The following is an 11,691-nucleotide window of genomic DNA, read 5'->3' as shown; positions in this document are numbered from 1 at the left end:
CGGGGACGACGTGCGAATTGTGCCGGCAGGGCCATCGTTCGGCAAGACGGCCCGGCCATCCACCTGGATTACTTCAGGTAGTGGTCAAACCACGCCAGCGTGCGCTCGCGCTGGTCCTTCTGGTGCTCCGGCTTGCGGATCGCATGGCCCTCGCCCTCGTAGATCACGAGCTTGGTCGGCACGTTCATCGCGCGCATGCCGTTCCAGAATTCGATCGACTGCGCCGCCGGGCACTCGACGTCGCGTTCGCCCACGTAGATCAGGGTCGGCGTGGTCGCGTTCTTGATCGACTCGATCGGCGAGGCGGCGCGGTACACCGCCGGATCGTCATACGCCGAGGCGCCGAAGAACGGGATCATCCAGGTGTTGATGCCGTTCTGGCCGTAGTAGCTGATCCAGTTGGCGATGCCGGCGCCGGCCACCGCGGCCTTGAAGCGGTGGCTGTGGGTCACGCCCCACATCGTCATGAAGCCGCCGTACGAGTGGCCCATCAGGCCCAGGCGCTCGCCGTCGATCGGGGCAGCCTTGATCGCGGCATCGACGCCGGCAAGGATGTCGCGCCAGTCGCCGCCGCCGAAGTCGCGCTTGTTGGCGCCGCTGAACTTGGTGCCCTGCCCGTAGCTGCCGCGTGGGTTGGGCATGAAGACGAAGTAGCCGCGCTGGACCAGGTCGCGCACCAGGTTGCTGCGACCGCCTTCGGTGATGAAGCGCGGGGTCACCGCGGCAGCCGGGCCGCCGTGCACCTGCACGATCATCGGGAGCTTCTTGCCGGCTTCCACCTGGCGCGGGCCGACCAGCCAGCCCTGCACGTTGTAGCCTTCGTTGGTCCAGCTCACGCTCTGCGCCTTCACCTGCGGCGCAAAGTCGTCATTGTCGTGCGTGATCGTGGCCAGTTGCGGCAGGCGGCCGGCGACGATGTGCTGTGCGTGCTCGTAATCCTCCTGCACCGCGGCGGCCACCGCGCCGTCGGCGCTGAAGACGAAGTGGCCGTCACGCGAGGCGGACGACGAAACCGGACCGGACCACAGCGTGCGTGTGCTGCGCTTGGCCGGGTCGATCGCCACCACGGCCGAATCGCTGCCCGCCAGTACCGACGCCAGCACCGTTTTGCCGCGCCATGCGATGCCGTTGAACGAGCCGGCGTAGCCCGGCGTCACGTCCAGCGGCTCGCCGCCTGCCAGCGGGACCGTGTACACGTCGCCGCCAACCGAGCCGAAGTCGCTCATCAGGCCACCGATGAAGGCGACCGTGCTGCCATCCGGCGACACGTGCGGCATGTTCATCTGCATTTTCGGCGCGGCGATGATGCGCAGCTTGCCGCTGGCCGCATCGACGTGGCCGAGGGTCGCGACCCACCAGTTGGCGTCGCCATTGCCCTTGGCGCTGGTGACCACAAAGCCTTTGCCGTCCGGGGTCCAGTCGTATTCATAGACGAAGGTATCGGCCGGCGAAACCAGTTTGATCTGGCCGCCGGTGGCCGGCACCAGCGCCACACGCTGCTCGTCCTCGTCCTGCGACAGGCCCAGTTCACCGACTTGCGGTACGCCTGCCTCGACTGCGCCGGTCAGCTTTTTCGCGCCGACCGTGGCCAGCAGCGCGACCTGCTTGCCGTCCGGCGACCAGCGCGCGGTGCTGGCCACGCCCTTGATCGTGGTCAGTGCGGTGAGCTTGCCGTCGCGCGCGACGAACACGGTGGCGGTGCCGGCCTTGGCGTCGGTGCCGATGAAGGCCAGCGACTTCTGGTCCGGCGACCAGGACGGGAAATCGATCTTGCAGCCGGGGCAGGCGGTGGTGTCGTCGTAGCGCCCGACCACCTTGCCGGTGGCGGCGTCACGGATCACGATCAACGGCTGATTGCGTTTGCCGTTGCCTTCTTCCGATCCGCCTTCGACCACGGCAATCCGTGTGCCGTCCGCGTTCATCGCCAGCGATGCGTAGCTGTGCATCGCCGCGCCGGCGGCATGCGCCGCGCCCGCGCCAGCCAGCAGCGCGGCCAGCAGCATGCCGTGCGCCATCCCTTTCGTCTCTCTCATTTCTCGTCCTGTTCTTGAAGGAAGTCTGTCTTTACGGACTTTTCCCGTCCGCTACAAAATATGCATGGGGAAGTCTACGCGAAATGCGTTTCGCACGGGTATTGACAGACTCCCGCGCCAGGGCGGCGCGGGAACGGGGCAGACGGCTGGGAGATCAGGCGCGCGAGGCGGACAGCATGCGCTCGACGTAGCGCGCGATCAGGTCGATTTCGAGGTTCACCCGGGCGCCGGCGCGCAGGTGCTTGAGCGTGGTCACTTCGATGGTGTGCGGGATCAGGTTGATCGAGAAGCGGCACACCCTGGCTCCGCCCTCCTCCACGTCCTCGACACGGTTGACGGTCAGCGACACGCCGTTGACGACCACCGAGCCCTTGTACGCCAGGAACTTGGCCAGTTCCTGCGGCGCGTCGATCACGAGCTCGTGGCTTTCGCCGACCGGCTCGAAGCTGTGCACCTTGCCCAGGCCATCCACGTGGCCCGACACCAGGTGGCCGCCCAGGCGCTCGGCCAGCGTCAGCGCCTTCTCGAGATTGACTTCGCCGGGTGCGTCCAGCCCCACCGTGCGGTTCAGGCTTTCGCGCGAGACGTCCACGGCAAACCCATTGGCGCTCTTGTCGACCACGGTCATGCAGGCGCCATTGATGGCGATCGAGTCGCCGAGCGCAACGTCGGCCAGCGGCAGGCCGCCGGCGTCGATCTCAAGATGCACCCCGGCTTCCAGCCCGCCGGCAAGCGGCGTGATCTTGGTGATGGTGCCCACGGCAGCGACGATTCCAGTAAACATACAGCTTCATTCCTCCGGTTTGATGGTTCTTGCCAGGATGCGCACATCGGCGCCGACCTGTTTGAGTTCGTGAAAGCGCAGCGCGCGCTTGTCGGCCAGGCGTGCCAAAGGCGGCAGCGCGAACATCGGCTGCCCCGGCCCGACCAGGCTGGGAGCGAGGTACACCAGCAGTTCGTCCACGCAGCCCTCGCGCACCAGCGAGGCATTGAGCTTGGCGCCGGCTTCGAGGTGCAGTTCGTTGATCTCGCGCCGGCCCAGTTCCAGCATCAGCGCGGGCAAGTCCACCTTGCCGGACGCGTTGGGCAGATTGACCACGTCGTGCCCGGCCGCGCGCAGTGCCGCCTCCTTGTCGCCGTTCGGCTGCGCCGTCACGATCCAGCATGGCTCGCCCTGCAGGATGCGCGCATCGAGCGCAATCTCAAGCTTGCTGTCAACGATCACGCGGCGCGGCTGGCGCGGCGTGTCGATGCCGCGCACCGTCAGCTGCGGGTCGTCGGCCTTGACCGTGCCGATGCCAGTGAGGATGGCGCAGGCGCGCGCGCGCCAGGCGTGCCCGTCCGCCCGTGCCTCGGGGCCGGTGATCCACTGGCTCTCGCCGCTGGCCAGCGCCGTGGCGCCGTCCAGGCTCGCAGCCGTCTTCAGGCGCACCCACGGGCGGCCGTGGCGCATGCGGGTGAAAAAGCCGATATTGAGCTCGTACGCCTGTTCAGCCAGCACGCCCGACTCGACGGCGATGCCGGCCGCCTTCAGTTGCTCCAGCCCGCGCCCCGCAACCAGCGGGTTGGGGTCGACCATCGCCGCCACCACGCGGCCCAGCCCTGCCTGCATCAGCGCGCCTGAACACGGCGGCGTGCGGCCGTGGTGGCTGCACGGCTCCAGCGTGACGTAGGCGGTCGCACCGCGCACGTCGTTGCCGCGCGCCGCCGCGTCGCGCAAGGCCTGGATTTCGGCGTGCGCCTGGCCGGCCGGCTGGGTGTGCCCCGCACCGATCACCACGCCGTCGCGCACGATCACGCAGCCGATGCGCGGGTTCGGCGTGGTGATGAACATGCCTTTGGCCGCCCATTCGAGGGCCAGGGCCATGCCGTCGGTGTCATTCAGTATCTGCACGGTTTTCTTCAAGTGTGGTGGAAAGCGCTAAGGCGGCACGTCCGGCCCGTCGCAATCGCTGTCGCGCGACGGATCGCACAAGCGCACCCGGCCAAGCATGTTGATTTTAATACGCCGCACGAGCGGGCCGTCGAATAGCGACACTGTCCCCATGCGCGCGGCAGCGCTGTTGGTGTCGCTGCAGCTGCGTCCGGCGCCATTGTAGGCGATGTAATACGGCGGCGCAGCGGCCGTGAAGCTAAACGCTGTCGCGATCGGCCGCGGCAACGGGCCGTGCACGGCCAGTATCTCGTCGCCGGCGCCGGGCACATGGTCGCCGTCGCGGTCCACGAATACAGTCCAGCCTAGCGACCAGTCGTTGCCCGGCAGGCCATTGGCGAGCATTTCCACCCGTTCGTTGCGCGCCATCGCCTGTGCCCGCGTCATGCCGATCGCATCGAACAGCTCGCCGGCGGCAAGGCGGATCTGCTGGGCACGCACCAGCGCGGCCAGGCTGGGGGCGCCCACCGCAAACACGATCACGGCCATAGCCAGCACGGCCAGCAGCTCGAGCAGCGAAAAGCCACGCCGCCGCCGGCGCGCTGCGCGGACGTTCCGCCCGCTTCTCATGGCCAGCACCTGTCCAGCGTGCCGCTCGAGGTTTGCCTGCCTGCGCTGTCGAGCGTCAGCGTCTCGCACTCCGGGTCGCGAAAGCGGCTGTCCACCCGGTCGGTGCCGGGGCGCGCCCGCAGCACGATGCAGGCAGCGAGCGTGCTGTTCGGGCAGGGATAGGCGTCGATCTCGTAGCCGCTCGCCGCCGCCGTGCTGCCGGACCACCATCGAAACGGCCCGGAACTGCCGTCCAACGCCGAGAATGCCTTGTAGCGACGGTGCAGGGTGAAGTGATGCTCTTCCTGCCGCATGGCCTCGACCAGCACGAGCTGCGCTTCGATTCGCCGCGTCTTGCGGATGTACCCGGCGTAAGTCGGGTAGGCCAGCGCGCCCAGCACGGCAAGAATCACGAGCACGATCATCACCTCGACCAGGGTAAATCCTCTCATCGGTTTGCTCCGTTCTTGTTATTTGACGGCAGCCTCGTGCAGGTCCGTCCAGTTGGCGACCTCGCGCCATCCGATCCGACCGGCAGGCAGCGCGGCCTCGGGCTCCCCGCCCGCCCCGGGCGGCCCATGCCCGTCATCGCTGGCATGAGCGCTGGCGCCACCCGGCGCGCCCACTGGCTTGTGGTAGACCGCCTGCAAAACGACCCGCGTTCGCTCGCTGGCACCAAAACCGATCGCGGTGATGCGGAAGAAGTTTCCGCTGCCCGGTGGAGGATGGACCGGGGACAGGAACTCGACGAGGTAGCGCGGCACCCGGGCCGGCAGCGGCCCCTCGCCTGTCGCCATGCGCGCTCCCGTGAATGTGCCGTAAGCGACCGTGACCGACTCGTCCCCGGCCAGGTCCACTTCCTGCCAGGCCGGCGCGGCGGCGCCCGGCTCCACCAGGCAGAGCCCGAGATCGTCGGCTCCGCGCCCGCATCCCTTGCCGATGCCGCTCGCGCCCACATCGAACAGGGATGCCCGGCCGGGGTGGCTGCCCGTGGTGCTGGCGATGTCCAGCTCCGCATCGGCCAGCGCCGCCTCGGCTGAGGCGAACGCGATCTCACGGTCGCGCTGCTGGCGTGCCGTCTTCTCCTCGTTGGCGGCGGCGCGCGCGGCCGCAATGGCCAGCATGAGCAACACCAGCATCAGCACCAGCGCGGTCACGAGAACGGCGCCACGCATTTGGCCGCGCAGGTGGGCCCGGTTCATCGTTGACCTTCCCGCAGCGCCACCGTCGCCAGGAATGTCCTGCGCTGGCGCGGCGCGCCCACGCCCGCGAGCGCATCCTCGCTCAGCCGGGTGCCTGCATCGCTCGTGCCGAACCGGTCCCCGTACGCCGGCCCGAACAGGTCGTAGCTGCGGTTTCGCCCCAGGCTGCGCGCCTCCGCTCCCCGCAGCAGCAGCGCGTACTGCACGCTGGCCACGCGCTTCCAGTGGGTCCGCCGGTTCAGGTCCTGTTCGCGCTCGGCGGCCGTGCTGCCAGCCAGCACCAGCGCCGCGTCGAGTGCCTCGATTGCGCTGGCGTTCACGTAGCGGTTCGGCACACCGTCGGCCGGATCGTCGGTATCCAGCCCATACAGCACCTGGAAGCTGTCCACGCCGGTGACGATCGCATCGGCGCCCCAGCCGCCTGTGGCGCGGTACTTGCAGCGTAGCTCGCCGGCGCCATCGGCACCGCGCGCCACGTAGAAGATGCTCCAGCCTTCGGCATGCTCGTGCGCCGGAAATCCGCCACAACTGAGCATGGTGCCGTCGCCACCGGGCGCAGGACCGGCGCCGGAAAAGCGCACCGCCAGCACGTCGCTGCCGTTCACCGACCACGGCAGCGGGTTGGCAATCCCGTCACCGCCTTTGCTGATCGAATGCGCGTCCAGTCCGGCCACATGTGCGGGTGCGGCTGGATCGAAAGCCTTGCCAGGGTCGGCTTGCTCCAGGTCGCGCCACGCGGACTGGCGCAGAGCCCGGCCTATCGTGTCGAGCGCGTACCTGCCACCCTGCTGCGCTTCGGCGTCCTGCCCCTGCGCGAGGTAGGCTGCATTGGCCGATGCGAACAGCACCTGCGCGGCCAGCACCACCAGCAGCCCAACCGCGGCCGCGACCAGCAGTTCGACGATGCTCAAGCCCTGTTGATTGAACCAGCGCTGGCGTGCCATCACAAGCTCCCGCCAGCAGTCAGCGCAAACGCGCTCGCCTGCCCGTCGCCCTCTGCCCCGCGCCAGCCGATCTTGATGACGATGGGCGCCCCTGGGCCTGCGGCACAATCCCACGACAGCCGGTCGGCCGCGGCGTCCCACGGCGCCGCGTCCCGGCACACGCGCAGGCGCCCCTGGGGGAAGCCGTCGTGGAGCAGGCGGCTGGTTTCGTACACATCGAACGCGGCCAGCGCCGCGGGCGCGCAGTCGTCGCCGTAGCACGAAACCGGGGTTGGCGGCGCTCCGGCGGTGCTGTCGTAGTCAAGCTGGAGATAAGGGTTGGCGCCGTCAGGCGCTGCCATGGCGACGGGATTGGCGCGCATGCGTTCGGCGAGCGATGAAGCCAGTTGCACCGCGGCCGCGCTCAGGGCCAGCTGGCGGGCTGCCGCGTGTGCCTTCGACTGCGTGGCGGCCGCGCCGATGATCCCGACCGACAGCACGAACAGCGCCACCAGCACTTCCACAAGCGTGAATCCACCAGCCGACCAAGCGCGCACCGGGCACCTCCGCAGACGTCAAAAACGTGAGCTGAGAAGTTAGCAGGCGCGGGTCAGGCAGGGATGAGTTGGCTCAAGCGTGCGGTGGATCGTAGGTGGGCGGGTCCCCCGCCCACGCGTTCAGGCGGTGCCGGATCCGGGTGGGTGCTTGGGAGTTCAGCGGACACTCAGGCGCTGGCTGAACGCGTGGGCAGAATCTGCCCACCCTACTTCTTCGGATGCCCCACTTCGGCAATCGCTTCCTGGAACTCGGCCAGGTCTTCGAAATTCTTGTACACCGATGCGAACCGGATGTAGGCGATCTTGTCGAGCCGCTTGAGCTCCTGCATGACCAGCTCGCCCACGTAGCCGGAATCGACTTCGCGCTGCCCGCTGTTGAGGAGCTTCTCTTCGATCGACGCGATGGCCGCATCGATTGCCGCGGCCGACACCGGGCGCTTGCGCAGCGCCAGCATCAGGCTGCCGCGCAGCTTGGACGATTCGAATTCCGAGCGCGTGCCGTTCTTCTTGACGATGATCGGCATCGACAGCTCGACCCGCTCGTAGGTGGTGAATCGCTTGTCGCAATGCGTGCAGCGGCGCCGGCGCCGGATGGAATCGCCCTCCTCCGATATCCGCGTATCGAGGACCTGGGTGTCGTCATGCTGGCAGAAAGGACATTTCATGGCGCCGGATGATGCAAAGCGGGCCGCGCAAGCAGCGCGGCCCAAAGGGTTAGGAAGCGTACACCGGGTACTTGTCGGTCAGCTTCTTCACTTCCGCCTTCACGCGCTCGATGGTGGCGGCGTCGTGCGGGTTGTCGAGCACGTCGGCGATCAGGTTGCCGACCTGGACCGCATCTTCTTCCTTGAAGCCGCGGGTGGTGAACGCCGGGCTGCCCAGGCGGATGCCCGAGGTGACGAACGGCTTTTGCGGGTCGTTCGGGATGCCGTTCTTATTGCAGGTCATGTGCGCCTGGCCCAGGATCGCCTCGGCTTCCTTGCCGGTCAGGCCCTTGGAACGCAGGTCCACCAGCATCACGTGCGACTCGGTACGGCCCGAGACGATGCGCAGGCCGCGCGCCGTCAGGGTATCGGCCAGCGCCTTGGCGTTCTTCACCACCTGCTTCTGGTACTCCTTGAATTCCGGCGACAGCGCTTCCTTGAACGCGACCGCTTTACCGGCGATCACGTGCATCAGCGGGCCACCCTGGATGCCCGGGAAGATCGCCGAGTTGATGGCCTTCTCGTGTTCGGCCTTCATCAGGATGATGCCGCCGCGCGGGCCGCGCAGCGATTTGTGGGTGGTCGAGGTCACGAAGTCGGCGTGCGGCACCGGGTTCGGGTACTCGCCGGCGGCGATCAGGCCGGCGTAGTGGGCCATGTCCACCATGAAGTAGGCGCCGACTTCCTTGGCCACGCGGGCGAAGCGCTCGAAGTCGATGCGCAGCGCGAACGCCGATGCGCCGGCGATGATCAGCTTGGGCTTGTGCTCCCGGGCCAGGCGTTCCATCTGCTCGTAGTCGATGTCTTCCTGCTCGGTCAGGCCGTACGAGATCACGTTGAACCATTTGCCCGACATGTTCAGCGCCATGCCGTGGGTCAGGTGGCCGCCTTCTGCCAGCGACATGCCCATGATGGTGTCGCCCGGCTTGAGCATGGCGAAGAACACGCCCTGGTTGGCCTGCGAGCCCGAGTTCGGCTGCACGTTGGCGGCCTCGGCGCCGAACAGCTCCTTGACACGGTCGATCGCCAGCTGCTCGGCGATGTCCACGTATTCGCAGCCGCCGTAGTAGCGCTTGCCCGGGTAGCCTTCGGCGTATTTATTGGTCAGCTGCGAGCCCTGGGCCTGCATCACGGCCGGCGAGGTGTAGTTCTCGGACGCGATCAGTTCGATGTGGTCTTGCTGGCGCTGGTTTTCCTTCTGGATGGCGTCCCACAGTTCCGGGTCGACTTTGGCGAGCGTGTGATCTTTTGCAAACATGAAAAAATACTCCAATCGATGTGAAACCAGGCACCGGCGGTTTCGCCAGGATGCGGGAGCCGGGAATGAAACAAGGCAGCCCGCGATGCTGTAAAAGCACCGGTGTGGCTGCCCAGGCGAACGGCTGACGTCGTCTCACGTTCCCCGGTGGTGTCCACCTTCCGCCGCGCGGCCAATGATCCTGCGCGGTTTTTTCGCCAGTTACGTGAGACGGTAATGGAGTCTGGATTGTAAGTTAAGTGCCCAGTTAGGGCAAGGAAACCGGATGGGCCGCCCGCCGCCCCGGCCGGCTGTTTGGGCTACAATCTTGCAGCTTTCGCGTTCTTAAGGATTTGACCATGATCGTTTTCATCACCGGCGCCTCGGCCGGCTTTGGCGCCGAAATGGCGCGCACCTTCGTCCGGAACGGGCACCAGGTCGTGCTGGCCGCGCGCCGCATGGACCGGCTCAAGGCCCTGGCCGCCGAACTGGGCGACAACGCCCTGCCGCTCGAGATGGATGTGTCGGACAAGGAATCGATCGACGAGGCGCTGTCGATGCTGCCGCAATCGTGGCGCCAGATCGACGTGCTCATCAACAACGCCGGCCTGGCGCTGAACACCCTGCCCGCGCACCAGGTGCCGCTGGAGGACTGGGACACGATGATCGACACCAACTGCAAGGGCCTGGTGACGATGACCCGCGCCGTCCTGCCGGCCATGGTCGAGCGCGGCAGCGGGCTGGTCATCAACCTGGGTTCGGTGGCCGGCGCCTACCCCTACCCGGGCGGCAATGTGTATGGCGCGACCAAGGCCTTCGTGGACCAGTTCACGCTGAACCTGCGCGCCGACCTGGCCGGCACCGGCGTGCGCGCCACCAACCTGGCGCCGGGCCTGTGCGGCGGCACCGAATTTTCGAACGTGCGCTTCAAGGGCGACGACGCGCTGGCCGCCAAAGTGTACGAAGGCACCACGCCGCTGACGGCGCAGGACATCGCCGAGGCCGCCTACTGGGTGGCGACGCTGCCGCCGCACGTCAACATCAACAGCATCGAGATGATGCCGACCTGCCAGGGTTTCGCGCCGTTCAACATCAAGCGCCGGGGCTAACCGCGCCAGTGCCGTCGTCCCCGCGCAGGCGGGGACCCATAGACCGCGTCCGACTTCGGGAAGTCAGCATGGGCCCCCGCCTGCGCGGGGGCAAAACAATTCCGCCGGTCGCCGGAATTGTTTTGCTTTTGTAACAGCCACGGCAGCAGTCGTTAGAAAGTGTTACAGTCATTGGCTTAACGGCAGTATCTGCTTTCTACTATTGCCGTTTTGATAGCCCGCGACAGGCCATCACGGGCGATTGAGCGGCCATATGTACGCCTCCCTGCGATAAGTTGCACAAAATGGCGTAAAATGTTGCCCACTTACACTTATGGCAAATGAAATGCCTTCAGTTTTTGACTGGACAGTCCGTGTGTATTACGAGGATACGGACGCCGGCGGCATCGTGTTTTACGCGAACTACCTGAAGTTTTTCGAACGCGCGCGCACCGAGTGGCTGCGCGCTGCCGGTATTGGCCAGCAAGAACTGCTCGCGCGGGAAGGCGTCGCCTTCGTCGTCAAGCACGCCAGCATCGACTACAACGCGCCCGCGCGGCTGGACGATGAAATCCGTATCGCCACCACCATCCACAAGCTCGGCCGGGCCACGGTCCAGTTCTTCCAGCAGGCCTGGCGCGGCGAGCAGCTGTTGACCTCCGCGCACGTGAAAGTTGGCTGCGTCGATGCGGCTACCATGCGCCCCCGCTCCCTTCCAGACGAAGTCGCTGCTAAAATGCATGCCGTCTGACAATTATATTTGACCGAATACATTCCGATGAACGCTGTGCAAGATCTTTCCTTCGTCGCCCTGATCAGCAATGCGCACCTGATCGTGCAGATCATCATGGCCTTGCTGTTCGCACTTTCGCTGACGAGCTGGAGCTACATCTTCCGCAAGCTGTTCGCGATCCGTGCGGCGCGCCGCCAGACCGAGCAGTTCGAGCGCAGCTTCTGGGCCGGCGGCAACCTGCACACCCTGCACCAGATGGCCAGCAGCCAGCGCGACCAGAGCGGCGCCCTGGCCCGCATCTTCGAAGCCGGCATGGGGGAATTCATCAAGGGCAAACAAGCCTCGCGCGACGCGCTGGACATGGGCGCGGTGCTCGACGGCGCCCGCCGCGCCATGCGCGCCGCCTTCCAGCGCGAACTGGACGGCCTGGACACGCACCTGAACTTCCTGGCCTCGGTCGGCTCGGTCTCGCCCTACATCGGCCTGCTCGGTACCGTGTGGGGCATCATGAACGCCTTCCGCGGCCTGGCCAACGTGCAGCAAGCCACGCTGGCGGCGGTGGCGCCGGGCATTGCCGAGGCGCTGATCGCCACCGCGATCGGTCTGTTCGCCGCGATTCCGGCGGTGGTGGCGTACAACCGCTTCACCCACGACATCGACCGCCTCGCGATCCGCTTCGAGAGCTTCGTCGAAGAGTTCTCCAACATCCTGCAGCGCCAGTCGCGCTAAGCG

The 11,691-nt window shown here is 66.8% G+C and carries 13 protein-coding genes and 1 riboswitch; of the genes, 3 read left to right on the top strand and 10 right to left on the bottom strand.

Annotation, left to right across the window (positions count from 1 at the left end; all coding sequences use genetic code 11):
- Positions 1–68 precede the first annotated feature (68 nt).
- The 10 genes from NX773_RS11725 to glyA form a co-directional block, all read right to left on the bottom strand.
- Positions 69–2,033 carry a S9 family peptidase gene (locus NX773_RS11725; RefSeq protein ID WP_258856499.1) on the bottom strand — a complete coding sequence of 655 codons (1,965 nt, stop codon included), beginning with the start codon at positions 2,031–2,033 and terminating at the stop codon, positions 69–71.
- Positions 2,034–2,187: 154 nt separating this feature from the next.
- Complete coding sequence (locus NX773_RS11720) at positions 2,188–2,817, bottom strand: riboflavin synthase (RefSeq protein WP_258856498.1); 630 nt, start codon at positions 2,815–2,817, stop codon at positions 2,188–2,190.
- Positions 2,818–2,823: 6 nt separating this feature from the next.
- Positions 2,824–3,927, bottom strand: coding sequence for a bifunctional diaminohydroxyphosphoribosylaminopyrimidine deaminase/5-amino-6-(5-phosphoribosylamino)uracil reductase RibD (ribD, locus tag NX773_RS11715; protein ID WP_258856497.1), 1,104 nt, complete (start codon positions 3,925–3,927; stop codon positions 2,824–2,826).
- Positions 3,928–3,954: 27 nt separating this feature from the next.
- Positions 3,955–4,536 carry a GspH/FimT family pseudopilin gene (locus NX773_RS11710; RefSeq protein WP_258856496.1) on the bottom strand — a complete coding sequence of 194 codons (582 nt, stop codon included), beginning with the start codon at positions 4,534–4,536 and terminating at the stop codon, positions 3,955–3,957.
- Positions 4,533–4,967, bottom strand: a complete 435-nt coding sequence (locus tag NX773_RS11705; protein WP_258856495.1) for a type IV pilin protein — start codon at positions 4,965–4,967, stop codon at positions 4,533–4,535. The genes NX773_RS11710 and NX773_RS11705 overlap by 4 nt, the downstream gene beginning before the upstream one ends.
- 18 nt (positions 4,968–4,985) lie before the next feature.
- The gene (locus NX773_RS11700; RefSeq protein ID WP_258856494.1) at positions 4,986–5,717 is read right to left on the bottom strand and encodes a pilus assembly protein; all 732 of its coding nucleotides are present in this window, start codon (positions 5,715–5,717) and stop codon (positions 4,986–4,988) included.
- Entirely contained in the window at positions 5,714–6,661 is a 948-nt protein-coding gene (locus NX773_RS11695; protein WP_258856493.1) for a PilW family protein, read from the bottom strand. Before NX773_RS11695 ends, NX773_RS11700 begins: the two co-directional genes overlap by 4 nt.
- The gene (gene pilV, locus NX773_RS11690; RefSeq protein ID WP_258856492.1) at positions 6,661–7,197 is read right to left on the bottom strand and encodes a type IV pilus modification protein PilV; all 537 of its coding nucleotides are present in this window, start codon (positions 7,195–7,197) and stop codon (positions 6,661–6,663) included. Before pilV ends, NX773_RS11695 begins: the two co-directional genes overlap by 1 nt.
- Before the next feature lie 206 nt (positions 7,198–7,403).
- Entirely contained in the window at positions 7,404–7,862 is a 459-nt protein-coding gene (gene nrdR, locus NX773_RS11685) for a transcriptional regulator NrdR (protein ID WP_258856491.1), read from the bottom strand.
- Positions 7,863–7,911: 49 nt separating this feature from the next.
- Entirely contained in the window at positions 7,912–9,159 is a 1,248-nt protein-coding gene (gene glyA, locus NX773_RS11680; protein ID WP_258856490.1) for a serine hydroxymethyltransferase, read from the bottom strand.
- Between the two features lie 103 nt (positions 9,160–9,262).
- Positions 9,263–9,374, bottom strand: a riboswitch (ZMP/ZTP riboswitch).
- 123 nt (positions 9,375–9,497) lie between these two features.
- Here glyA and NX773_RS11675 point away from each other — a divergent pair.
- The 3 genes from NX773_RS11675 to tolQ all read left to right on the top strand — a co-directional run bounded on the left by NX773_RS11675 (position 9,498) and on the right by tolQ (position 11,688).
- Entirely contained in the window at positions 9,498–10,247 is a 750-nt protein-coding gene (locus NX773_RS11675; RefSeq protein WP_258856489.1) for an SDR family oxidoreductase, read from the top strand.
- Positions 10,248–10,572: 325 nt separating this feature from the next.
- The gene (gene ybgC / locus NX773_RS11670; RefSeq protein WP_258856735.1) at positions 10,573–10,977 is read left to right on the top strand and encodes a tol-pal system-associated acyl-CoA thioesterase; all 405 of its coding nucleotides are present in this window, start codon (positions 10,573–10,575) and stop codon (positions 10,975–10,977) included.
- Between the two features lie 27 nt (positions 10,978–11,004).
- Positions 11,005–11,688: a protein TolQ gene (tolQ, locus tag NX773_RS11665; protein WP_258822141.1), complete on the top strand. Its 684-nt coding sequence runs from the start codon at positions 11,005–11,007 to the stop codon at positions 11,686–11,688.
- Positions 11,689–11,691: the final 3 nt, after the last annotated feature.

Origin of the sequence: Massilia solisilvae (assembly GCF_024753215.1) — a bacterium.
GTDB lineage: Bacteria > Pseudomonadota > Gammaproteobacteria > Burkholderiales > Burkholderiaceae_D > Telluria > Telluria solisilvae.
The sequence above is the reverse complement of the archived record's forward strand: the minus strand, read 5'-3'. Positions and strand labels throughout refer to the sequence as shown.